Here is a 23660-nt window from a genome sequence, read left to right as displayed (position 1 = left end):
TGACCGCCGGCCCTCCGGAATATGCGAGGGTCCATGGACACTTGCCCGCGTTCTGATCCATCGCCGGGCATTGCGCCAAATTTTCGCCCAACGTGTTTTGACAGCCCGTAAAACCCGTTGCAGGATCGGGAGATAAGAAAAAACCCGACAGAGAGGATTCCCATGTCGCTTCGTCTTCTGACCAGCGCCGCAGCGCTCGCCCTGACCGCCGGCGCCGCCAGCGCGGACTATTCGATTACCATCCTGCACACCAACGACTTCCACGCGCGCTTCGAGCCGATCAGCAAGTACGATTCCACCTGCGGCGAGGAAGACAATGCTGCCGGCGACTGCTTCGGCGGCTCGCCCCGCCTGCAGACCGCCATCACCGAGGCCAAGGAGCGCGCCGGGAACTACCTGCTGGTGGATGGCGGCGATCAGTTCCAGGGCACGCTTTTCTACACCTACTACAAGGGCAGGCTTGCTGCCGAGATGATGAACCAGATGGGTTACGACGCGATGACCGTGGGCAACCACGAGTTCGACGACGGCCCCGAGGTGCTGCGCGGCTTCGTCGATTCCGTCGACTTCCCGGTGCTGATGTCCAACGCCGACCTCTCCGGCGAGACGCTGCTGAAGGGTGAGATCCAGAAATCGACCATCATCGAGAAGGACGGCGAGAAGATCGGCCTCATCGGCCTCACCCCGCAGGACACCGACGAGCTTTCGAGCCCCGGCAAGAACGTGATCTTCACCAATCCGGTCGACGCCGTGCAGAGCGAGGTCGACAAGCTGACCGAAGAGGGCGTCAACAAGATCGTCGTGTTGTCGCACTCGGGCTACAACGTCGACCTCAAGGTCGCCGAAGAGACCACCGGCGTCGACGTGATCGTCGGCGGCCATTCCAACACGCTGCTCGGCGACATGGACGGCGCCGAGGGCCCCTATCCGACCATGGTCAAGGACACCGCCATCGTCTCGGCCTATGCCTATGGCAAGTTCCTCGGCGAGTTGAACGTCATTTTCGACGACGAGGGCAACATCACCGAGGCCTCGGGCGCGCCGCTGATCATGGATGCCGCGGTGACCGAGGATGCCGCCACCAAGGAGCGCATCTCGGAGGCCGCCAAGCCGCTCGACGAGATCCGCAACAAGGTGATCGGCGAATCGACCGACGAGATCAACGGCAGCCGCGACATGTGCCGCGCCGAGGAATGCCCGATGGGCAACCTCGTGGCCGACGCCATGCTCGACCGGGTCAAGGACCAGGGAATCGAGATCGCGATCACCAACGGCGGCGGGCTGCGCGCCTCGATCGACTCGGGCGAGGTGACCATGGGCGAGGTGCTGACCGTGCTGCCCTTCCAGAACACGCTTTCGACCTTCCAGGTCACCGGCGCGGTGATCAAGGAAGCGCTGGAGAATGGCGTCAGCGAGATGGAGGAAGGCGGCGGCCGCTTCCCGCAGGTCTCGGGGATCAGCTTCACCGTAACCCCCTCGGCAGAAGTGGGCAGCCGGATTTCCGACGTGATGGTCGGCGGCGCCGCGCTCGACGAGGCCAAGACCTACGGCGTTGTGTCGAACAACTTCGTGCGCAACGGCGGCGACGGCTACAAGATGTTCATCTCCGCCAAGCAGGCCTATGACTTCGGGCCCGACCTCGCCGACGTGGCCGCAGAGTTCATCGCCGCCAACACGCCCTACACGCCCGCGACCGACGGCCGGATCACCATTTCCGAGTGATCCGCCCCGAGGGCAACAGGACGCGGGGGCGTGCCGGAGACGGCGCGCCCCTTTTCACACCGGGGTCCACACCGGGGTCCACACCGGGGATCGTCTCCGCAACATCCTCTTCCCCCCGGGGAAATTCCGCACTATCAGGGCCTCATGCTGAAGACGCGCATCATCCCCTGCCTCGACGTGGCCGATGGCCGCGTGGTCAAGGGCGTCAACTTCGTCGACCTGCGCGATGCGGGCGACCCGGTCGACGCTGCCCGAGCCTATGACGCCGCCGGCGCCGACGAGATCTGTTTCCTCGATATCCACGCCACGCATGAAAACCGCGGCACGATGTTCGACGTGGTCACCCGCACCGCCGAGCAATGCTTCATCCCGCTCACCGTGGGCGGGGGCGTGCGCACCGTCGGCGACGTGCGGGCGCTGCTGCTGGCCGGGGCCGACAAGGTGTCGTTCAACTCCGCCGCCGTCGCCAATCCCGACGTGGTGGCCGAGGCGGCCGACCATTTCGGCAGCCAGTGCATCGTCTGCGCCATCGACGCCAAGACCGTGGCGCCCGGCCGCTGGGAGATCTTCACCCATGGCGGCCGCCGCCCCACCGGCATCGACGCCGTTGAATTTGCCATCACCATGGCGCGCAAGGGCGCGGGGGAAATCCTGCTCACCTCGATGGACCGCGACGGCACCAAGGCGGGGTTCAACCTGCCGCTCACCCGCGCCATCGCCGATGCGGTGCCGATCCCGGTGATCGCCTCGGGTGGCGTCGGCACGCTCGACCATCTGGTCGAGGGCGTGACCGAGGGCCATGCCTCGGCGGTGCTCGCCGCCTCGATCTTCCACTTCGGCACCTACACCATCGCCGAGGCCAAGGCCCATATGGCCGCCGCCGGCGTTCCGGTGCGGCTCTGAGAGGCCCTCACATGACCGAGATGACGCTCGAGAAACTCGAAGAGGTGGTCGCCGCCCGCGCCGCCGCCTCGCCCGACGAGAGCTGGACCGCCAAGCTGCTGGCCAAGGGTCCGGAGAAATGCGCCGAGAAGTTCGGCGAGGAAGCCATCGAGGCGATCATCGAGGCGGTCAAGGGCGACCGCGAGAAGCTCGCCTCCGAGGCCGCCGACGTGCTCTTCCACTTCCTCGTGATGCTGCGTGCCCGCGAACTGCCGCTGTCTGAGGTCATGGCCGAGCTGCAGCGCCGCCAAAGCCGCTCCGGCCTCGCCGAAAAGGCCGCCCGCCCCAAGGACTGATCCCCGCGCAATGCGGCGCTGCCCCTCGCAGCTGCGCGGCGCATCCCCGGCGTATTTACAAAGAGACAAAACGCGCTGCGCTGCGGCGGATCCTGTTCCGCATGCCTTCTGAGCAAGAATACTCGGAGAGGAACACGCGCAGCGCGGCGGGGGTAGAGCCCCCTGCCGAGGTCAGCCGCCGGTCACCTCGGCCAGCGGCACGGCTGCGCCGAGGAGCCGTTCGTATTCGATCTTGGTGCAGCGGTCCTGGACCACGTCAACGCCCTTGCCCTCGGCCTTCGCAGCGGCCTCCGCATGCGCGACGCCGAGCTGCATCCAGATGGTGCGCAGCTGCGGCAGGTGCGACAGCGCCGCGCCGACCACCGAGGGCACCGCGTCGTGACGGCGGAAGATATCCACCATGTCCACCGGTGCGTCGATCTCCGAGAGTCCGGCGCGGAACTCCTCGCCGAAGATTGTCTGGCCCACATGCGCCGGGTTGACCGGGATGATCCGATAACCGCGCTGGTGCAGGAACCGCGAGACATAGTGGCTCGGCCGCACCGGGTTGGTCGAGATCCCGACCACGGCGATGACCCGGGTGCGGGTCAGGATGTCTTTGAGAAAGGTGTCGGAGTAGCTCATGAACTTCAGCCTGTCACAGCGCCGCGGGAAGAGGAAGGCACGAAGCGCGGGCGCGGCGCGGCCTTCCACAGAAAGAAAAAGCGTCCGGGTAAAACCCGGACGCAAGTTACGGAACGAGGGACAGTGAAGGGGTCGCGGAGGTTCCAGTTCCGCGCCTCTGCATCAGAGATAGGCGAAAATGACACAGATTGAAGGGCCCTCTCGATCATGTGATGAATAATTCTTGACCTTCCATCCGCGACGTGCTGGCGCATCATTCTGCGGCAATCGCCTCATTGGTCAACATCTGCCACACCCGGTGCGGGGTGAAGGGCATGTCGGCCTGACGAATCCCCTTCTCCCAGAGCGCATCCTGCACGGCATTGGACACGGCGGCCATCGAGCCGACGGTGCCGGCCTCGCCGCAGCCCTTCATGCCCATGGGGTTGCCGGTCGACGGCACCGGCTCGACATCGAAGGCGATCCACGGCGAATCCTTGGCGCGTGGCATCGCGTAATCCATGAAGGTCGCAGTCAGCAGCTGGCCGTCCTCGTCGTAGACCGTGTGCTCGGTCAGCGCTTGGCCCAACCCCTGCACCACCCCACCATGAACCTGCCCCTCGGCCAGCATCGGATTGATGAGATTGCCGAAATCATCGACCACCGTATATTTCACCACCTGCGTGACGCCGGTCTCGGGGTCGATCTCCACCTCGCAGAAATGCGCGCCATTGGGATAGGAGCGGGCGTCGATCGCGGTGCGGGCCGACCAGCTCAGCAGGTCCTCGCGGCCCTTCTCGCGCGCCAGCGCGGCGGCCTCGAGCATGGTCGGGTGCAGGTTCGAGCCATCTGCGCGGAACTGCTCGTCGTCGAATCGCACCTCGTCGGGATCGACCCCCATCTCGCCCGCAAGAAACTCCGAAAAGCCCGCGATCATGTCGCGCACCGCGGTGAGCGTCACCGTCGCCTGCGTGGTTACCGAGCGCGAGCCCCCTGTACCGCCGCCGCGCGGGATCAGGTCGCTGTCCCCCTGCACGAAGCCGATCTTCTCGGCCGGGATGCCGGTGTGATCCGACAGGAACTTGGCAAACACCGTCTCGTGCCCCTGCCCGTTCGACTGGGTACCGACATAGATGGTTGCACCGCCATCCTCGGTGAACTCGACCTTCACGTCCTCGGCGGGGTCGCCGAGGATGCTCTCGATGTAATAGCACAGCCCCAGCCCGCGCAGCTTGCCCTGCGCCTCCGAAGCCGCCTTTCGCGCCGGGTAGCCCTTGATGTCGGCATCCTCCTCGGCATGCGCCAGCACGCGGGAAAAATCGCCCACGTCGTAATTCTCGCCCGTGACGGTCTTGTAAGGGAACTCCTGTACGAAGTTGATCCGGCGCAACTCCATCGGATCGACGCCGAGCTCGCGCGCAGCGCGGTCCATGATCCGCTCGAGCGTGTAGATCGCCTCGGGGCGGCCCGCGCCGCGATAGGCGTCGACCTGCGTGGTGTTGGTGTAGAAGCCCTCGACCCGCATGTAGGCGGCCTTGATGTCATAGGTGCCAGTGAGCACCTTGGCGTAAAGCGCGGTCTGGATCGCCTGCCCGAAGTTCGAGTTGTAGGCACCGAGGTTGCAGCGCGTGTGGTTGCGGTAGCCGAGGATGCGGTTGTCCGCGTCGAAGGCCAGCTCGGCCAGCGTCACCAGGTCGCGCCCGGCGTGGTCCGAGAGCATCGCCTCGGTGCGGTCCGACATCCAGCGCACCGGGCGGCCGAGCTCCTTGGCGGCAAAGGCGATGGCGAAATACTCGGGATAGCCCGGGGCCTTCATGCCAAAGCCGCCGCCGACGTCGGGATTGGTGACGCGGATCTGCTCGACCGGCAGGCCGAAGGCCTGTGCCAGCTCGGATTTCAGCGCCCAGACACCCTGCCCGTTGAAGGCGACGTGCAGTTTCTCGCCGTCCCATTCGGCGTAGGCGCCGCGCGGCTCCATGGCGTTGACGATGACGCGGTTGTCTCCGACCTCGAGGCTGACCACCTTGGCTGCCTTGGCAAAGGCCTCCTCGGTCTCGGCCACGTTGCCGAGCCCGAAGTCGAAGGCGCGGTTGTCGGGCGCCTCGGGGTGGATCGCCTCGCCGCCCGCCTCCAGCGCCATGTGCACCGGCAGTTCGTCGAAGTCGAAGACGATGGCCTCGGCGGCATCCTTGGCCTCGATCATCGTCTCGGCGACGATCAGCGCCACCGGCTCGCCGACGTGGCGCACGCGCCCCTGCGCCAGGATCGGGCGCAGCGGATCGGCGGCCTTGCTGCCGTCGCGGTTCTTGATCACCGTGCCGCCCATCGAGATGTCCATGCCCGAGGCGACCAGGTCCTCGACCGTCACCACCATGTGCACCCCCGGCATCTCGCGCGCGTCCGACACGTCGAGCTTGGCGATCTCCGCATGGGCGACCGGCGAGCGCAGCACATAGGCATGCAGCGCCCCGTCAGGTGCGATATCATCGACATAACGGCCATGCCCGGTGAGGAAACGTACGTCCTCGCTGCGCTTAAACGACTGGCTCTTGCCGAATTTTTCCATCTGACTGATCCTCCCGCGACTGCGTATTTGTCGCGACTGTAGAGGCCGCAGCCGCAGAGTCCAGCGCCCGGGACTGTGATCTCAGTCCTGATTTTCGATTTCCACGACTCTGCGCACGCCGTAGCCATTGAACCCGGTGACGAGCGCCCGGGAATAGGCCCCCATGCCCTCGAAGAGCAGGTAGTCGCCTTCCGTGAGGTCGCATGGCAGTGGCAGCAATTCGGGCAGCCGGTCGATGCTGTCGCAGGTCGGACCGAAGACCACGCGGCGGGTTTGTGCGCCGGTGAGGAGGGCGCCGCTGCGGCTGACCGCGCGGACCCGGTCCATCGGCGCGATGTCGCGCCATTCGGCCAGACCGCCGTAGACGCCGTCGTTGAGAAAGACCGCCTCGTCGTGCACCCCCTTGACGCGTGTGGCCAGCGTCAGCGCCTCGGCGGCCAGCGCGCGCCCCGGCTCGCAGACCAGATGCGGTGGACTGTCGAAGGCGCCCTGCGCCGCCTCGCGGATGGTGCCGAAGATGGCCTGCAGGTCGGGCTTGCCCGTATCGCGGTGCGCGGGGAAGCCGCCGCCGACGTTGAGCCGGTGCAGCGTGACTCCGGCCGAGCGCGCCACCGCGGCAGCCTCGTTGATGTAACGTCCCCAAGGCGCGGGGCTGGTGCATTGCGTGCCCGGGTGGAAGGTGATCGAGGGGGTGAACCCCAGCGACTCCACCCGCCGCAGCAACTGAACGGCCTGCTCCGGTGTGGCTCCGAACTTGGCGCCGAAGTCATAGGCCGCCCCCGCCACAGGCAGCTTGAGCCGCACGGCGATCTCGGTGCCGCGCGGCAGGCCTGCCAGCTTCTCCAGCTCGGCCATCCGGTCCACCGACCACGAGACGCAACCCGCCTCCAGACCCGACACGATTTCCGCCGCCGACCGCACCGGGTTGTGGTAGTGCAAGATCGCCCCCGGCGCCTCGGCCCGGACCAGCGCCATCTCGGCGGGAGAGGCCACGTCGAAGGCGGTGATGCCCGCCGCATGCAAGACACGGATCATCTCGGGCGCGGGATTGGCCTTGACCGCATAGGTCACGAGACCCGGAAAGCCGGTCAGGAACTCGCGGGCAACCTCCGCAAGCCTCCCCGGGTGGAAAAGGAACACCGGTTCGTCTGGGGCATTGGCCGCGAGCCAGGATTCCGGGGTCGGGGAAAGGGTGGGATCGATCCGCATGGGCACTGCCTCCTGTCGCTTTTCTTCCCAGACTGACGCAGAAAACGCTCGGATTCGCGTGGCAGATGGCACAGAATGTCAGGCGTGATGCGACAGATTGACGACAAGACCATTCAGATTGACGAAACCGACCGGCAGCTCATCGCGCTGCTCGAGGCGGATGCACGGCTGCCGGTGGCCGATCTCGCCCGCAAGCTGGGGCTGGCGCGGACCACGGTTCAGGCGCGTATCGACCGGCTGCTGGCACGCGGCATCATCGCCGGCTTCACCCTGCGCCGCGGCGCCGCGCTGAAGGCGCCGATCCGCGCCACGGTTCTCGTGTGCATCGAGCCGCGCAGCCAGCCCGAAGTTCTCGCCCGGCTGCGCCAGATGCCGGCGGTCGAGGCGGCGCATACGACCTCGGGGCGGGTCGACCTGCTGGTTCAGGTGAGCGCCCGCAGCACCGAGGAGCTCGATGCCACGCTCGACAAGATCGCAGAGGCGCGCGGGGTAAGAAGCTCAGAGAGCCTGATCCATCTCAGCACGAAGCTGAACCGGGCGGGGTAGCGGCGCGCGCTGCCCTGCCTTCAGAAAAAGCTCTGCGGGTCGATGTCGATCGCCATGCGCAACTCGCCCTTCAGACGGAACTGCCCGGCCCATTCGGCGAGCGCCGACTGCAGCGCGACGCCCTTCGGCGCCTTGACCAGCAACCGCACCCGGTGCCGCCCGCGCACGCGGGCGATGGGCGCCGGCGCCGGCCCGTAGACCTGCGCTCCGATGCGCCGCAGCGGCCCGTCCTGCCGTGCCATCGCCGCGCCGAGGTCAAAGACCTCCTGCACCTCAGTCGAGGACAGGATCACCCCCGCCAGACGGCCATAGGGCGGCATCCCGGCCGCGCGGCGCTCGTCCGCCTCGGCCTTCCAGAACCCCTCCTCGTCGCCCGAGAGGATCGCCCGGATCACCGGGTGCTCGGGCTGGAAGGTCTGCAGGAGCGCCGTGCCCGGCTTCTCGGCCCGACCGGCACGCCCGGCCACCTGCCGCATCAGCTGGAAGGTCCGCTCCGCCGCCCGCAGGTCCGAGCCCTGCAGCCCGAGGTCGGCGTCGATCACCCCCACCAGCGTCAGGTTGGGAAAGTTGTGCCCCTTGGCGACAAGCTGCGTGCCGATGACGATGTCGGCCCCGCCCATGGCAATCTTCTCGATCTCGGCCTTGAGCTGCCGTGCCGAGCCGAAGAGGTCCGACGACAGCACCGCCAGCCGGGCGTCGGGAAAGACCTCGGCTGCCTCCTCGGCCAGCCGCTCGACCCCCGGCCCCACCGCCGCCAGCTTGCCCTCGACCTCGCAGGAGGGGCATTTTTCGGGCTTCGGCGTGCTCTCGCCGCACTGGTGGCAGATCAGCCGCTGCTGGAAGCGGTGCTCGACCATGCGCGCGTCGCAATGCGGGCAGGCGATCTGGTGGCCGCAGGCGCGGCAGATGGTGACCGGGGCATAGCCGCGCCGGTTGAGAAACAGCAGCGACTGTTCACCCTGCGCGATCCGCCGCTTCACCGCCGCCTGCAAGGAGGGCGAGATCCAGCGGCTGCCCGGCAGATCCTCGCCGCGCATGTCGAGCGCCCGCATCTGCGGCATCACCGCCGGACCGAAGCGCGAGACCAGATCGAGCCGCTGGTACTTGCCCGCGTCGGCATTGGCCCAGCTCTCGAGCGAGGGAGTCGCAGAGGCCAGCACCACCCGCCCCGCGCAGATCGAGGCGCGCAGCACCGCCATGTCGCGGGCGTTGTAAAGCACGCCCTCCTCCTGCTTGTAGGAGGTGTCGTGTTCCTCATCGACGACCGTCAGGCCCAGGTCACGGAACGGCAGGAAGAGCGCCGAACGCGCGCCCACCACCAGCTGCGCGCCGCCCTCGGCCACCTGCCGCCAGACCCGCCGGCGCTCGGTCACCGTGACGCCCGAGTGCCATTCGGCAGGGCGCGCGCCGAAGCGGGCCTCGACCCGGGTGAGGAACTCCGAGGTCAGCGCGATCTCGGGCAGCAGCACCAGCGCCTGTCGGCCCCTGCGCAGGCATTCGGCCACGGCTTCAAGGTAGACCTCGGTCTTGCCCGAGCCGGTCACCCCCTTCAGCAGCACCGTACCATAGCTGCCCGAACGCACACCGTCGCGCAGCACCTCGGCGGCGGCGGCCTGATCCTCGGTCAGCGCCTTGCCGCCGTAGTCGGGATCGAGCCGGGCAAAGGCGGTATCGCGCGGCGCCTCCTCCTCGCGCACCGCCCCCTGCTTGGCGAGACCCTTGACCACCGAAGAGGTCACCCCGGCGGCATCGGCCAGCTCTTTGAGTGTCAGCGACAGGCCGCCCATCTCGTCGAGCACCTCCAGCACCCGGCGCCGGGCATCGGTCATCCGGTCCGGCTCGGCCTCGCCGCGGCGGTAGATCTTGCGCATCGCCGGCCCGTCGCCGAGCCCCGGCGCGCGGGTGGCAAGGCGCAGCATGGCGGTGCGCGGGGTCAGCGTGTAATCGGCGGCACGTTCGAGAAACTCGCGCAGCTCGGCACGCATGGGGGGCGCATCGAGCACCCGGAAGGCGGCGCGGACCTTGGCCGGGTCGAACCCTCCCTGCCCCGGCCCCCAGACCACGCCCAGCACCTTGCGCGGCCCCAGCGGCACCTCGACGTAGGACCCCTGCGCGCAGCCCCCCACCGGCGCCTTGTAGTCCAGCAGCCGGTCAAGGGGCTGCGTGGTCAGCACCGAGATCAGCGTGCCTTCGTCGTAGAAGTCATCCATTGAGGGCAGGTCCGTTAGCGCTATTTCCAAGGGGGTTCCCGCCCCTCACTGCATGAGGTAAGACAGGCGCGACCGAATGCCAAGCCAAGCCTGGAGGGCTTACTCAGATGAAATTCTTTGTCGATACCGCTGACGTGGACGCAATCCGCGAGCTTCACGAGCTCGGCATGGTGGATGGCGTCACCACCAACCCCTCTCTGATCGCCAAGTCCGGCCGTGACATCCTCGAGGTCACCAAGGAAATCTGCGAACTGGTCCCTGGCCCGGTCTCTGCGGAAGTGGTCGCAATCGACGCCGAGGCGATGATCGAGGAAGGCCGCAAGCTGGCCGAGATCGCGCCGAACATCGCCGTGAAGGTGCCGCTGACCTGGGACGGGCTCAAGGCCTGCAAGGTGCTCTCGGAAGAGGGCAACATGGTCAACGTGACGCTCTGCTTCTCGGCCAACCAGGCGCTGCTCGCCGCCAAGGCCGGCGCGACCTTCATCTCGCCGTTCATCGGCCGCCTCGATGACCTGAACCTCGACGGTCTGCAGCTGATCGCCGACATCCGCGCGATCTATGACAACTACGGCTACGAGACCCAGGTGCTGGCCGCCTCGATCCGCTCGGCCAACCACATGTCGGAATGTGCCAAGATCGGTGCCGACGTCTGCACCGCGCCGCCCTCGGTGATCAAGGCCATGGCGAACCACGTGCTGACCGACAAGGGCCTCTCCGCCTTCCTCGCGGACGCCGAGAAGGCCGGAATCAAGATCGTCTGATTCGGCAAACCCGGACATCAGGGCCCGTCTCTTCGGAGGCGGGCCTTTTTCGTTGCACGCGCTCCTTCCCTGCGCGGGGCTCCTCGTCTTGCGGTCATCGGCTCGCGAACCTCTACCGCGCGGTCAACCTGCGCGCAGATTGGTTAATTCATAGTTAGTGGGGCCGGCGTCGCGCTCAGAGGTTGGGCTCGCCCTGCAGGCCCAGCAGCTTGCGGAAGCCGGTCCAGTAACCCGGCAGGCGCGGCGGCTGCGACAGCCCTTCGAGCGCCTCCTCGGCGAAGCGCGGCATGGCGCGCGGGGCGAAGTCGCGGCCCCAGTCGAGATAGGCATCGGCGTGCTCGGGGCGCAGCCGGCAGGCCGAGCCGACGAGGCCGACGAGCGTCTCGGGGGCCGAGTACCATTCATCCTGGATGCCGGTCACCTTGGACTTGAGGAAAGGCCCGACCCAGCGCATCAGGCGCTTTTCTGAGAACTGCAGCAGCAGCTCGCCCATCTCGTCGCGGCTGTAGCCGATCAGCGGCGGGAAGGTGTCGTAGAAGATCGCCTGCCCCTCCACCACCGCGAAGTTGCGGATCGAGGGATGGAAGCCGATGCGGCCCTCGATCTGGTCGGCGTTGTTCCAGAACTGCGCGATCACCTGCCCGGCGCTTTCCATCATCGCCAGCGTCGAGGCCAGATCCTCGCGCTGCATGCGCGGGCGCATCAGCGCGCTCTCGGGCAGCGCCTCCTGCAGGATCACCGGCACCCGGCCCTGCCCGGTTTCCATCAGCAGGAACTCGGTCTGCGGCAGCGGCACGCCGGTTTTCTGCAGCGCTGCGACATAGGCATCATGCGCCCGTGCCAGCCGCTCCAGCGCCGCGCCGTCGGGCAGGCCCCGGTAGACCTTGACCACCTTGTCGGCGAAGGGGCCGTCCACCGGCCGGAAGGGGGCGCAGAAATACCCAAGGCGCGAGATCGGCTGACCCTGCCCCTGCTGGTGGCGGCGGATGGTCTCGGCGAGCGCGGCGTGATCGGTCATCTGGGTCATGTCTCCTGTTGCCGTCCGCTTTACCCGTTTGCCAGCGCCTCCGCCACCTCTGCGGTCAGGGCGGCGATCTCGGCGCGGGCCGGGGTCTTGCGGCCCTCGGCGGCGCTCTGGCCGCGGCCGAAGGCCTCGGCATAGCCCACCCGGTTGGCCAGCTGCGCGGCGGCGATGGGCACTTCCATCGCCTGCACAGCCTCGGCGATCTCGCCCGACAGGCGGGTGCCGGGCCGGGTGCGGTTGAGCACCACGAGCGCTGCGCGATTCTCCCGGCGGGCGAGGTCGAGCACCCCCTCGGTGGCCCAGAGGTCGAGATGGCTCATCGAAACGGGCACCACCACCAGGTCGGCGGCGCGCAGCGCCGGGCGCAGATCGCTGTCGGCCTTTGGCGGTGTGTCGACGATCACCACGTCGTGGCTCGCCGCCAGCTTGCGGCATTCGTAAGTCACCCCCCAGGCCGAAGACGTGGCAAACTCCAATGTCCCGAGCGCGCCGGGGTCGCGCTCCAGCCGGGTCATGAACCAGCGCCCGAGGCTGCCCTGCGGGTCAATGTCGACCAAGGCCACGGATTTGCCCTGCGCAAGGAAGCCGATGGCGAGATTGGCCGAGAGCGTGGTCTTGCCCGAGCCCCCCTTCTGCTGCGCGACGGTGATCACCGATCCGGTCATGAAAGCCCCCCATGCGATGCGACGGCCCGCGCCGGGCCATTTCGCACCTGCAGCATAGCCGAAGACGGCCCCCCGTCCAGTGGCCAGATGACGCGGGGTGAGGCGTTCTGCCGGAACGCTTCGGCGCAGGGATTCACCCGACATTAAGGACAATTCCGCCATGCTGCCTGGCAGGAGGCTTCCGATGCGGCACCTGCTCTTGCACGCCCTGATCTGCACGCTGCTCGGCACCGCCGCCACACCGCTGCGCGCCGGAGCCTGGCTGCAGCCGCCGGGGCGCGGATTTGCCAGCACGACCACCCGGCTCTCCTGGGCGCAGGATCAGCCAGTGCAGAACTGGCCGCGCGCCGAGATGCGCTATGACACCTTTTATCTCGAATACGGGGCCAGCCGCCGGCTGACCTTCGGCACCGATCTGGGGCGTGCGATCTCGGGCGGCGGCAAGGCAGTGGCCTTCGTGCGGTTTCCCCTGCTCGGCACGGGTCCGCTGCGCGTCGCCGGCGAACTGGGGCTGGGCCAGATCGAGGGGGTGCGGGCCCTGCGACCGGGGCTCTCGGTTGGCTTCGGGCTGGAGCAGAGCTGGCTCAACGCCGACCTGCTGGCGGAAATTCGCGAGGCCAAGGGGACCGACTACAAACTCGACCTCACACTGGGGCTGCGCCTGCCGCGCAAAGCACGGCTCATCCTCCAAATCCAGAGCGGCGCGCAGCAAGGAGACGAGGCCTTTGCGCGCTTGGCCCCCTCGCTGGTTCTGCCCCTGCGCAGACGCCTGCAGATCGAGATCGGCGCCAACCAGGGGCTGACCGGCGATAACAGCTCGGGGTTCTTCATGGGACTCTGGAGCGAGTTCTGAAGGACAGGAGGCCGGCGCGGCCCGCCACCGGCCCGCCCGTCTGCATCGCGGCACGGCTCAGTAGTCCATCCGCACCATCATCGTCAGATCGCCCCGCACCGGCTCGGGCCAGACCACATGCACCTCGTCCTTTGCGCTGCCGCCCTCGGTGACGGCATAGGGGGTGACAAAGGTGCTGGCATCGCCCGCATCGCGCGGGCGCGAGCGCAGCACGAGGCTCTGCACCTCGCGCGCCTGCCCGCCAAAGGGTAGCCGGTTGCCGGTTTCGACGACCCATGTGCTTGCGTGGCTGTTCTGCGCATGGGCGACCTGCAGCGGGTTCTCGGTCTGCAGCTCGACATTGTGAAAGGTGTTCGCGCCGAAGAAAACCCGCCGCATCGCATTCAGGTTCAAGGATGCGAAGGAAGTGTCGACCCGGTCCACCCGCACGATCGTCCCGCCGACGCAGCGAAAGAGGTTCCCCGACAGGGTGAGCCCGTTGACCATGTGGCCTGTGCCATAGGGCTTCACCACCAGAAAGGAGAACCACTCGGCGACATCCGAGCAGAGCATGACATTGCCGGTCAGCGACAGGCCCGCGAAACCGAAGCCGCCGGTAAAATCGGGCTCCGGCTCGCGCTCGTTGGTCCATTCGATAAAGCAGTTGTCGATGTAATTTCCGGTGATCGTCGTGTTGCAGGCGCGCAGGCAAAGCACAATCCCCGCCGAGCGAATGCCCGCGCCGCTGTCGTCGCCCTGGAAGAAATGATTGCCCGAGATCACCGCATGCGCCCCCGAAACCACCGCGAAATGGCGGAACTGCGAGGCGCGATTGTTGCGGATCTTCACGTCGTTGGCGTTGGTGTTGATCGCCACTGACTGGCGGCTCGTGGTGGCAAGATCGGCCTCGGCGCTCAGGAACTGGTTGTGATCGACCAGCAGCCCCTGACAGCCGTCGCCCGGCGAGGTGATGCCTCGGTGACCGGGACGGTTGAAGACGCAACTGCGGATGACGTTGACCGTGCCTGCGGGCGGCAGCATCACCCCGCTCGCCACTTCGGAGCACTGGAATTCCACGCCCTCGATCTCGAATTTCTCGAGCTTGGTGAAGCCCGAGAAATCGAGCAGGTAGCGGAAGCGGGTGAAGGTATAACCCTGCGTGCCGATCGCGTCCGAGAGCGGCTGCGACAGGGTGATCGTCGCGGCGCCGACGTTCTTGTCCTTCACGTAGATCTCGCGCCCCACCCCGGCGCCGGTCACCAGGCTGCCCACCTCGATATTTGCGATGTTCGACACATTGGTCAGCTGCCAGGGGTTGGCGGCCGCGTAGGTCGCGGTTCCGGTGACGCTGGCCGGGTCCCAGCCTCCGCCCGCCTCGGCACGGAGCTGACCGTTGCGCAGAACCCGGCGCTGGGAATAGGTGTCGCGATTGTTGACTGCCGCCCGCACGTCGAGCGGCGCGCTCAGCGACACCCGTCGCCCGCAGAGATCGAAACTTTCGTGGTCGGCGTTGTTGAGCAGCGACTGCAGCCCCTTGGCCAGCGCAAGCGCCTCGTCCCCGCCGAAGGCCGCGAGATAGGCAGGGAAGTGGAAGTCCCGGGTCAACGACAGGATCGCCGAGGCCGGCATGCTCACCTGCCCCTCGAAACGCACTGGGTTCTCCAGCGTCACCGAGCTGGCAAGCCGGTAGGTCCCCGCGGGCACCACGATCTGCCGCCCGTCGGCCGCGGCGTCGGCAGCCTCGAAGGCCGCGCTGTCGTCGGTGCTGCCATCGCCGCGTGCGCCGTAGTCCCGCACATCGACGCTGGCCATCATGCCGCGCAGGAAGTCCCCGGTCACATCCTCGATCCGAAGATCGTCGATCCGCACCACCCCGCCGCTGAGCCCGGTCAGGTCGAGCCCGAAGTGGCCATAGCTTGGCGCCATGCCCCAGACCATGTCGACGCCGCCGCGTGATCCGGTTCCGACAATGGCCGAGACCTCGACCACCTCGCTGTAGCTGGTCAGCGCGACCGAAGGCCCAAGCATCGGCAGGCCGGTCACCTCGACATCGCTGCCGCTGCCCGCCCAGCCTGCGATGCGCACCGAGGGCAGGTTGCCCGAGACCGCCTTCACCCGTGCAGTGATCCGCAGGTAGACCCCGGGTAGGATCGGCGTCTGCCCCATGTAGCGCAGCTTCTGCGTCGGCTCGGCCTTCTGCAGTTCGAGACAGCCACCGAAATCCGCATCCGCCGGGACGAAGGCCGCCGAGGGATAGGAGGCATAGGTGTCCGATCCGGGCCGCCCGTCACCCCGCGACCAGACACCCAGCCCTTCGGAAAATGGCGTGGGGGTCAGCACCACCCCGTCGGTCACCGCAATGTTCATGGCTTGCACCTCTGCTCTCTGTCGCCTCGCGGGGTCGTGCCGATCCCACGGAAGACAAGGCTGACGGGCAGAAGTTAAAGCGCTTTGGCAGTACCGTGCCCTGCCCGCGCAACGGCGGGGCCAAGCAATGAAAAAGGGCCTCCCCGATCGCTCGGGAAGGCCCTTTCAACTCAAGCTGTCAGGAATTTCAGCCCAGCTCGCCCGCCAGACCCTTGCGGATCAGTGCGGCGGTCTCGGTGACGCCGTAAAGCGCGATGAACCCGCCAAAGCGCGGCCCCTGGCTCTGGCCCAGCAAGACCTCGTAGAGCGCCTGGAACCATGCGCGCAGGTTCTCGAAGCCGTGCTCCTTGCCGACCGAAAAGACCAGCGTCTGCAGCGACTCGTCGTCGACCGCGCCCTCGTAGCCCTCGAGCTGCGTCGCGAGATCCTCCATCGCCACGCGCTCCTGATCGGTGGGGGCGCGGAACTGCTTGGTCGGCTTCACGAAGTCGTTGAAGTAGCGCACCGCAAAGCCCGCTGCGGCGTCGAGATCCGGGTGGGTCTTCGGCGCGGCGTCGGGCGCGTAGCGGCGAATGAAGCCCCACATCGCATCCTTGTCCTCGGCACCTGCGGCCGAGGCGAGGTTGAGCAGCATCGAGAAGGGCACGACCATCTTCGATTCGGGCACATCGCCGCCGTGGATATGCCACACCGGGTTGGCGAGCCGCGCTTTTACGTCCTGCGTCGGATAGGCGCGGAGCTGCTGGTGGTACTCGTCCATCGCCTTCGGGATCACGTCCCACCAGAGCCGCTTCGCGGTCTTCGGCTTCTGGAACATGAAGTAGGACAGCGACTCCGAAGAGGCATAGGTCAGCCACTCGTCGATCGACAGCCCGTTGCCCTTGGATTTCGAGATCTTCTCGCCGTTCTCGTCGAGGAAGAGCTCGTAGGTGAAATGCTCGGGCGCGCGCACGCCGAGCGTGCGGCAGATGCCGTCGTAGATCGGCGTGTTGGTCGAGTGATCCTTGCCGTACATCTCGAAGTCGACGCCGAGCGCCGCCCAGCGGGCGCCGAAGTCGGGCTTCCACTGCAGCTTCACGTTGCCGCCGGTCACCGGGACCGTCCACTCCTTGCCGTCGTCATCGTCAAAGGTGATGGTGCCCTCGGCGGCGTCGACGTGCTTCACCGGCACATAGAGCACGCGGCCGGTCTCGGGGTGGATGGGCAGGAAGATCGAATAGGTCGAGGCCCGCTCCTCGCGCAGCGATTTGAGCATGATCTTCATCAGATCATCGTATCTCTCGCAGCAGCGCAGCAGGATCTCGTCGAACTGGCCGGACTTGTAGAAATCTGTGGCCGAATAGAACTCGTACTCGAACCCGAAGGTATCGAGGAAGCGGCGCAGCATGGCGTTGTTGTGATGACCGAAGCTCTCGAACTCCTCGAAGGGGTCCGGCACCGAGGTCAGCGGGCGCTGCAGGTTCTCCTGCAAGAGCGCCTGGTTCGGCACGTTCTCGGGCACCTTGCGCATCCCGTCCATGTCGTCCGAGAAACAGATCAGCCGGGTCGGAATGTCCGAGATCACCTCGAAGGCGCGGCGGATCATCGTCGTGCGCGCAACCTCGCCGAAGGTGCCGATATGCGGCAGCCCCGACGGACCGTAGCCGGTCTCGAACAGCACGTATCCCTTCTCGGGCGGCGTCTTCTCGTAGCGTTTCAGCACCCGGCGCGCCTCTTCAAAGGGCCAGGCCTTCGAGCTCATTGCTGCGTCGCGCAGTTCGGACATGAGAAAACACTCCTTAGGGGAAGAAACGCCCACGATCACGGGGCAGTGCGCCAGCCTCCTATTGCAGGCGGGGCACGGGGTCAATAAATTGCCCGTAGCATGATTTTTCCGGAGTATTCCAGTGCCCGACGCCGCCCCGCACCCGATGACACCGCAAGACTGTCTTGTCGCGCTGATGATCGCCGTCTCGGCCTCTGACGAGAACATGCGCACCGCAGAGCTGGTGAAGATCGAATCCGCCGTCAACATGCTGCCGATCTTCAGCAATTATGACATCGACCGCATGCGGGTGATCACCGATCTGGTGTTCGACCTCTTCGAGCAGGAAGACGGGCTCGACGCGCTCTTCGGCCTGCTGCGCGACAACCTGCCGGAGCGGCTGAACGAGACCGCCTACGCGCTGGCCTGCGACGTGGCCGCCGCAGATGGCACGCTGCGCGAGGAAGAACTGCGGCTGCTCGAGGAAATCCGTTACGAGCTCGACATCGACCGGCTTCATGCCGCCGCCATCGAGCGCGGCGCCCGGGCGCGTCACCTGCGCGCCTGACACCGGCACGGCTGACAAAAGCCTTCGGGCGTCAGGGCTCCGCGGTTCCCGTGAAGGCCATGGCGCCCGACGAGGTCTGCGTGGTCGGAGTCACCCCGGGAAGCCCCACAGCCTCGAGCCCCTTGCCCTCGGGGAAAAGGTCGCCCCAGCGCCGGATCAGATCCTGCTGCAGCATCTTGGCGCGGGTGTTCCACTCCATCATGCCCGGCGGGCGCTCGCGCGCCTCGATCGGGATCGCGTCACGACGCGGCACATCCCCGCAGAAGATCGCAAAGACAAGCTCCTCGCCGCTCGGCAGATCGACATAGCCCGCCAGCCCGCTGACGAAATTGAGCGTGCCGGTCTTGGCGTGGACCTTGAGCGAGGTGTCTTTCACAGGGCGACCGCGCTTGTCGAGCACGGTGATCGGCTTCATCAGCGGCTTCAGATTCAGTCGCCGCTCGGCCTGCAGCACCGCCAAGGCCACATCCGCTGCGGCCACACGGCTGTCGCCGCCCAGCCCCGAGTGATCGACCATCGCCACATGGGTCAGCCCCATGCTCTCGCGCGCCCAGGTGTTCATCTCTTCCGCCGACTGCTTGATCGACAACGCATGACCGAGCCGCTTGCGTGTGGCTGTCAGCCCCACCAGCTCGGCGGTGAGGTTGGTCGAGTACTTCAGCATATCCTTGAGCACGACGTGCAGCGGCTCGCTCTCGACGCGGCCGATGAAGTCCACCCGCTCGACCCCGTGCTCGATCACCGGCTCGGGAAGCTGCAGCCCCTTCGAGCCGGCCAGCGCCTGGAAGACCTCGCCAACATAGAGCTCGGGCTTGCGCACCGGCAGCCAGCGCGAGCCCCCCTTGCCGAGCGCATGTTTCGCCACGCTCCACGCGTCGCGGCCGTTGAGATCGTCATAGGTGTAGATCGGCCCGTTGCGGTCGGCGACCGCCATATGCGCCATGCGCACCGCCTGTCGCCCAGCCATCGAGGGGGCGTCCATGCTGACCTCGTAGCCGTCGCCGGCCTTCTCCCACTCGAAGCTGACTCGGTTGTAGTTGAGGTTGATGCCCGCGACGGCGGGGTTGTAGGCGACATGCACCGGCTGCTCGGTGTCGATGACCGGGGAATAGGGCAGCACGCCACCGTCGACGATGAAGCGCCCGGTGATCGACTTGATCCCCACTTCCTCGAGGCTGCGCGCCAGCTTGGCCAGCCCATCGGTGTCCAGCGTAGGATCGCCGCCGCCCACCAGCACCAGATCGCCCTTCAGCTCACCGCCGACGATGGCGCCGGTGGTCCAGAGTTCGGTCGAGAAACGGTAGTCCGGCCCCAGCAGGTCGAGCCCGTAGGCGGCGGTCAGCGACTTGGCGACGCTGGCCGGCGGAAGGCCGAGCGTGCCGCGATGGCTTTCGAGCAGCTTGCCGGTTGCGGCGCTGAGCACGGCATAGCCCACGATCCCGTCACCGAGCCGCGCCTTGGCGATCAGCTCCTCCGGGGTGTCGAGGGTGCGCAGGGCGACGTTGTCGCCGCGCCCCAGCGGCCTCAGCGAGCGCTCGGGCGCCTCCGCCAAAGTCGGGGCAGCAGCCGAGGCAAGCCCCGATGCAGCAAGGGAGAGCAGGAAGTGACGACGAGAGAGACCGCGGTTCATTCCGCCGATCTAACCGATGCACGCAGAGCGCAGCAAGCGTGCAGGCGCTCGGATCGCTTCACATTTCCGCCGGTTCCGCGCTCGCTCGTCGCGGTGCACGCGCCCGCAGGGCGGTCGAGCTGAGATCTGACATCGGCAGGTTGACGAAGCACCAGCTTGGCGGCGCGCTGAGCGGCAGCAGCGACGCGGCGCTGCTCGGCAGACGGGCGTGGCGGAAGACCGAGGCCGCCACCGAGCCCTGCGCGGCAAGCCGGCTGCCGGGGCGCGCCAGCACGCCCACGGGCACGCGGCGCATGATCTCGCGCCAGTCCTCCCAGCGATGCAGCTGTGCAAGGTTGTCCGCCCCCATCAGCCAGACGAAGCGCACGCCGGGGTGGCGCTTCTGCAGCAGCTCCAAGGTGCGGGCGGTGTGACGGGTGCCGGCCAGAGCCTCGAAGCCGCTGATGCGCACCCGCGGATGCTGCATCAGATCGCGGGCGGCGGCGATGCGCGCCTCGAGCGGCGCGGGGCCCTTTGGTTTCAGCGGGTTGCCAGGACTGACCAACCAGAGCACGCGGTCGAGCCGGAAGCGTTTCAGCGCCTCGAGGGTGATGCGGACATGGCCCTCGTGCGGCGGGTCGAACGATCCGCCGAGCAATCCGATCCTCTGCCCGGGTGCCAGATGAAACCCGGTCTGATGCGCATTCCAGAGCATCCCGCCCCTTCCTTCAGGAATGAATGCCCAAAGGCACAGGAATTTGCTCAGGGATCAACCGGATTTTTCCGGCTGCCGTCCGCCAGCCCCCGCGGCTCCTGCAAAACAAGGCATTTGCTTTCCCCCCTTGCGGTGCCATACACGCCCGCAAAGCTTTTTCACCGGAGGAACCGATGGCCAGCTATCAGTACGTCTACCACATGGACGGCGTCTCCAAGACCTATCCCGGCGGCAAGAAATGCTTCGAGAACATCCGTCTCAGCTTTTTGCCCGGGGTGAAAATCGGTGTCGTCGGCGTCAACGGCGCCGGTAAATCGACCCTGCTCCGCATCATGGCGGGCATCGACAAGGACTTCTCGGGCGAGGCCTGGGCCGCCGAGGGCGCCAAGGTCGGCTACCTGCCGCAGGAGCCCGTGCTCGACCCGTCGCTCGACGTGCGCGGCAACGTCATGCTCGGCGTCGCGGCCAAGAAGGCCAAGCTCGACCGGTTCAACGAACTGGCCATGAACTACAGCGACGAGACCGCCGACGAGATGGCGCAGCTGCAGGACGAGATCGATTCGCAGAACCTGTGGGATCTCGACAGCCAGATCGACGTCGCCATGGAAGCCCTGCGCTGCCCGCCGGACGATGCGGATGTCAGCACTCTCTCGGGCGGTGAGAAGCGCCGCGTCGCGCTCTGCAAGCTGCTGCTCGAAGCGCCCGAGATGCTGCTGCTCGACGAACCGACCAACCACCTCGACGCCGAGACCATCGCCTGGCTGCAGAACCACCTCATCGAGTACAAGGGCACGATCCTCTGCGTCACGCACGACCGTTACTTCCTCGACGACATCACCGGCTGGATCCTCGAGCTCGACCGCGGCCGCGGAATCCCCTACGAGGGCAACTACTCGAGCTGGCTCGAGCAAAAGGCCAAGCGCCTCGAGCACGAGGCCCGCGAAGACAAGGCCAAGCAAAAGACCCTCGAGCGCGAACTCGAGTGGATGCGCCAGGGTGCCAAGGCTCGCCAGGCGAAGTCCAAGGCCCGTATCGCGGCCTACGAGGAAATGGCAGGCCAGTCCGAGCGCGAGAAGGTCGGCAAGGCGCAGATCATCATCCCCAACGGCCCGCGCCTTGGCAGCAAGGTGATCGAGGTCGAGGGCCTGAAGAAGGCCATGGGCGACAAGCTTCTGATCGAGGATCTGGACTTCTCGCTGCCGCCGGGCGGCATCGTCGGTGTCATCGGCCCGAACGGCGCCGGTAAATCGACGCTGTTCAAGATGCTCACCGGGCAGGAACAGCCGGACGAGGGCTCTGTGAGCTACGGCGACACGGTCAAGCTGTCGTACGTCGATCAGTCGCGCGACGATCTCGCCAGCGACGCCACGGTCTGGGAAGCAATCTCCGGCGGTGCCGAGATCATCCAGCTCGGCGACGCGCAGATCAACAGCCGCGCCTATTGCGGGGCGTTCAACTTCAAGGGCGGCGACCAGCAGAAGAAGGTCGGCCTGCTCTCGGGTGGTGAGCGCAACCGCGTGCACATGGCGCGTCTGCTGAAGGAGGGCGGCAACGTCCTGCTGCTCGACGAACCGACCAACGACCTCGACGTGGAAACCCTCCGCGCGCTCGAGGACGCGCTTGTTGACTTCGCCGGCTGCGCCGTGGTGATTTCGCACGACCGCTTCTTCCTCGACCGTATCTGCACACACATCCTGGCCTTCGAGGGCGAAGCGCATGTGGAATGGTTCGAAGGCAACTTCGAGGACTACGAGGAAGACAAGAAGCGCCGCCTCGGCGCCGCAGCGCTCGAGCCGACCCGCGTGAAGTTCAAGAAATTCGCGCGCTGAGCCGGTTTCCGCCGCTCGATCTTCACGAAGCGATCAGCCCCACGCACGTCACCGTGCGTGGGGTCTTTCGTTTCCCACGGCGACGGATTACCTGCCCCGCCACGGGAGAGGCGATGACTCGCAAGCTCCCGGGCAAACAGCAATGAGTCTGAGAATTTGATATGAGCACGCAGTCCGCACAGGCATCGCAGCAGACGGCCCGCAAGCAACCGGAGCCCCAGCAACAGCCGGAGTTCCGCTTCACCGACTGGGCGATGATCTGACGCTCAGGTGGCGAGCAGCGCCACCGCCCACATGCCCAGGCCGAACACCGTGTGGGCCAGCAGACCCAGCGCCCGCCCCTTCCAGGGGGTGGGCGTTTTCGACAGCGCCCAGCCAAGCCCCATGCCCGGCTGCATCAGGAACCATCCCGCGCCTATGGTGACCAGCGCGAAGAGCCACAGCGGCAAGAAGCGCGGCGCCTCCAGCCATCCCGGCCCCGCGAGGACCATGAAGATCACCCCATAGGCGATGCCCACCGCGTAGTGGAAACTCCATCCGATGGCGCTCTCATTCGGAATCCGGGGAGTCGCGGTGATGTCGTCGTGGAAGACATTGCCGCCGAGCGCGCGGACCACCCAGCGCCCCTGGTTATGCCAGGCGGGCTTTGGGGTCCCCAGCAGGAGGTGCAGAAGCAGCGCCCAGAGGTCCATGGCGACGGTTCCTCCCAGCCCCATGGCAATCCCGACAAACACTTGCTGCATCACATCCCTCCCTTGGCGCGACAGGCTTGCCGCAGGGGCAGCCGGAGCGCAAGGGCCGAAGCGCCGGGGGCTCGGATCCGTGCGCGCCACCCTGCGTCCGCCGCGACTGCGCGGCAAACCCTCGCCAGCGACAGTGGCTATCCGGCACTGTCGCTGGCGGAGACCCGCACCACCAAACTCGAATCCCCTTGATTTTCAGGCCTAAACATGGCAATTTACTGCCCGCTTAGGCTTCTATTCGACGACCCAGTTCCGACCCGGCACGCAGTCTATCGATACAGACGTTTCTACGCCGGGCTGCCGCAGTTCCGTGGGCAGCAGATTGACAGGAAGGGGTTTATCCCATGGCAACTGGTACCGTGAAGTGGTTCAACACCACCAAGGGTTATGGCTTCATCGCTCCCGATGGCGGCTCCAAGGACGTTTTCGTCCACATCTCTGCAGTCGAGCGTTCGGGCCTGACCGGCCTCGCCGACAACCAGAAGGTGACCTACGAGCTGCAAGCTGGCCGTGACGGCCGCGAAAGCGCCGTGAACATCCAGCTCGCCTGAGCACCGGATTTCGCGGGGGACTTCCCCCGCAACGCGAAGGGGCGGCCCGTCTGGGACCGCCCCTTTTGCTTGCCTGCCCGCCTCTATTGCTTGGGTGCTCGCCTGGCCGCCGGTCTCGCGCCCGCTCCAGAGATGGTGCCGCACGATTTGCCCGCCGC

At 66.8% G+C, this 23660-nt stretch carries 20 protein-coding genes; 9 read left to right on the top strand and 11 right to left on the bottom strand.

Annotated features, from left to right (window positions below):
- Positions 1-162: 162 nt before the first annotated feature.
- The 3 genes from CEW88_RS03220 (at position 163) to CEW88_RS03210 (ending at position 2960) form a co-directional block, all read left to right on the top strand.
- On the top strand, positions 163-1722 hold the full coding sequence (locus tag CEW88_RS03220; RefSeq protein WP_108964655.1) for a bifunctional metallophosphatase/5'-nucleotidase: 1560 nt from the start codon (positions 163-165) through the stop codon (positions 1720-1722).
- A gap of 144 nt (positions 1723-1866) precedes the next feature.
- Positions 1867-2625, top strand: a complete 759-nt coding sequence (hisF, locus tag CEW88_RS03215; RefSeq protein WP_108964654.1) for an imidazole glycerol phosphate synthase subunit HisF — start codon at positions 1867-1869, stop codon at positions 2623-2625.
- A gap of 20 nt (positions 2626-2645) precedes the next feature.
- Positions 2646-2960 carry a phosphoribosyl-ATP diphosphatase gene (locus CEW88_RS03210; protein ID WP_108967509.1) on the top strand — a complete coding sequence of 105 codons (315 nt, stop codon included), beginning with the start codon at positions 2646-2648 and terminating at the stop codon, positions 2958-2960.
- A gap of 171 nt (positions 2961-3131) precedes the next feature.
- Here CEW88_RS03210 and CEW88_RS03205 read toward each other — a convergent pair whose 3' ends face one another.
- The 3 genes from CEW88_RS03205 to CEW88_RS03195 form a co-directional block, all read right to left on the bottom strand.
- Positions 3132-3584 carry a CoA-binding protein gene (locus CEW88_RS03205; RefSeq protein WP_108967508.1) on the bottom strand — a complete coding sequence of 151 codons (453 nt, stop codon included), beginning with the start codon at positions 3582-3584 and terminating at the stop codon, positions 3132-3134.
- 253 nt (positions 3585-3837) lie between these two features.
- Positions 3838-6129, bottom strand: a complete 2292-nt coding sequence (locus tag CEW88_RS03200; RefSeq protein ID WP_108964653.1) for a xanthine dehydrogenase family protein molybdopterin-binding subunit — start codon at positions 6127-6129, stop codon at positions 3838-3840.
- 81 nt (positions 6130-6210) lie between these two features.
- Positions 6211-7338 carry a type III PLP-dependent enzyme gene (locus tag CEW88_RS03195; protein ID WP_108964652.1) on the bottom strand — a complete coding sequence of 376 codons (1128 nt, stop codon included), beginning with the start codon at positions 7336-7338 and terminating at the stop codon, positions 6211-6213.
- Positions 7339-7425: 87 nt separating this feature from the next.
- Between CEW88_RS03195 and CEW88_RS03190 the strand changes: the two genes are divergently transcribed.
- Positions 7426-7884 (top strand): Lrp/AsnC family transcriptional regulator, encoded by a 459-nt coding sequence (locus tag CEW88_RS03190; RefSeq protein WP_193989052.1) that lies wholly within the window; start codon positions 7426-7428, stop codon positions 7882-7884.
- Between the two features lie 20 nt (positions 7885-7904).
- On the opposite strand, the gene CEW88_RS03185 is transcribed toward CEW88_RS03190, so the two are convergent.
- Positions 7905-10094 (bottom strand): primosomal protein N', encoded by a 2190-nt coding sequence (locus tag CEW88_RS03185; protein WP_108964651.1) that lies wholly within the window; start codon positions 10092-10094, stop codon positions 7905-7907.
- Between the two features lie 107 nt (positions 10095-10201).
- On the opposite strand from CEW88_RS03185, the gene fsa reads away from it, so the two are divergent.
- A complete protein-coding gene (fsa, locus tag CEW88_RS03180; RefSeq protein WP_108964650.1) occupies positions 10202-10855 on the top strand; it encodes a fructose-6-phosphate aldolase in 654 nt (217 codons plus the stop codon).
- Between the two features lie 175 nt (positions 10856-11030).
- Here the strand turns inward: fsa and CEW88_RS03175 are convergent, their stop codons facing one another.
- On the bottom strand, positions 11031-11882 hold the full coding sequence (locus CEW88_RS03175) for a DUF6206 family protein (protein WP_368074600.1): 852 nt from the start codon (positions 11880-11882) through the stop codon (positions 11031-11033).
- Positions 11883-11902: 20 nt separating this feature from the next.
- Positions 11903-12544, bottom strand: a complete 642-nt coding sequence (gene parA / locus CEW88_RS03170) for a ParA family partition ATPase (RefSeq protein WP_108964649.1) — start codon at positions 12542-12544, stop codon at positions 11903-11905.
- 184 nt (positions 12545-12728) lie between these two features.
- Here parA and CEW88_RS03165 point away from each other — a divergent pair, with 184 nt between their 5' ends.
- Complete coding sequence (locus CEW88_RS03165) at positions 12729-13397, top strand: hypothetical protein (RefSeq protein WP_108964648.1); 669 nt, start codon at positions 12729-12731, stop codon at positions 13395-13397.
- A 57-nt stretch (positions 13398-13454) separates the two neighbouring features.
- On the opposite strand, the gene CEW88_RS03160 is transcribed toward CEW88_RS03165, so the two are convergent.
- Both CEW88_RS03160 and CEW88_RS03155 read right to left on the bottom strand, forming a co-directional pair.
- Positions 13455-15743, bottom strand: a complete 2289-nt coding sequence (locus CEW88_RS03160; RefSeq protein ID WP_108964647.1) for a right-handed parallel beta-helix repeat-containing protein — start codon at positions 15741-15743, stop codon at positions 13455-13457.
- 187 nt (positions 15744-15930) lie between these two features.
- On the bottom strand, positions 15931-17508 hold the full coding sequence (locus tag CEW88_RS03155; RefSeq protein ID WP_108964646.1) for a lysine--tRNA ligase: 1578 nt from the start codon (positions 17506-17508) through the stop codon (positions 15931-15933).
- 121 nt (positions 17509-17629) lie between these two features.
- Between CEW88_RS03155 and CEW88_RS03150 the strand changes: the two genes are divergently transcribed.
- Positions 17630-18055, top strand: coding sequence for a tellurite resistance TerB family protein (locus tag CEW88_RS03150; protein WP_108964645.1), 426 nt, complete (start codon positions 17630-17632; stop codon positions 18053-18055).
- Between the two features lie 31 nt (positions 18056-18086).
- On the opposite strand, the gene dacB is transcribed toward CEW88_RS03150, so the two are convergent.
- Together dacB and CEW88_RS03140 are read right to left on the bottom strand one after the other, a co-directional pair.
- A complete protein-coding gene (dacB, locus tag CEW88_RS03145; RefSeq protein ID WP_108964644.1) occupies positions 18087-19685 on the bottom strand; it encodes a D-alanyl-D-alanine carboxypeptidase/D-alanyl-D-alanine endopeptidase in 1599 nt (532 codons plus the stop codon).
- 58 nt (positions 19686-19743) lie between these two features.
- Positions 19744-20379 carry a nicotinate-nucleotide adenylyltransferase gene (locus CEW88_RS03140; protein WP_108964643.1) on the bottom strand — a complete coding sequence of 212 codons (636 nt, stop codon included), beginning with the start codon at positions 20377-20379 and terminating at the stop codon, positions 19744-19746.
- Positions 20380-20552: 173 nt separating this feature from the next.
- On the opposite strand from CEW88_RS03140, the gene ettA reads away from it, so the two are divergent.
- Positions 20553-22208: an energy-dependent translational throttle protein EttA gene (gene ettA / locus CEW88_RS03135; protein WP_108964642.1), complete on the top strand. Its 1656-nt coding sequence runs from the start codon at positions 20553-20555 to the stop codon at positions 22206-22208.
- A 266-nt stretch (positions 22209-22474) separates the two neighbouring features.
- Here the strand turns inward: ettA and CEW88_RS03130 are convergent, their stop codons facing one another.
- Entirely contained in the window at positions 22475-22951 is a 477-nt protein-coding gene (locus CEW88_RS03130) for a DUF2938 family protein (RefSeq protein ID WP_108964641.1), read from the bottom strand.
- Between the two features lie 344 nt (positions 22952-23295).
- Here CEW88_RS03130 and CEW88_RS03125 point away from each other — a divergent pair, with 344 nt between their 5' ends.
- Positions 23296-23502, top strand: coding sequence for a cold-shock protein (locus CEW88_RS03125; RefSeq protein WP_066104551.1), 207 nt, complete (start codon positions 23296-23298; stop codon positions 23500-23502).
- Positions 23503-23660: the final 158 nt, after the last annotated feature.

It is taken from the genome of Alloyangia pacifica, from assembly GCF_003111685.1.
Classification (GTDB): Bacteria; Pseudomonadota; Alphaproteobacteria; order Rhodobacterales; family Rhodobacteraceae; genus Salipiger; species Salipiger pacificus_A.
Note: the sequence above shows the minus strand (reverse complement) of the source record. Positions and strands in the feature narration are given on the sequence as shown.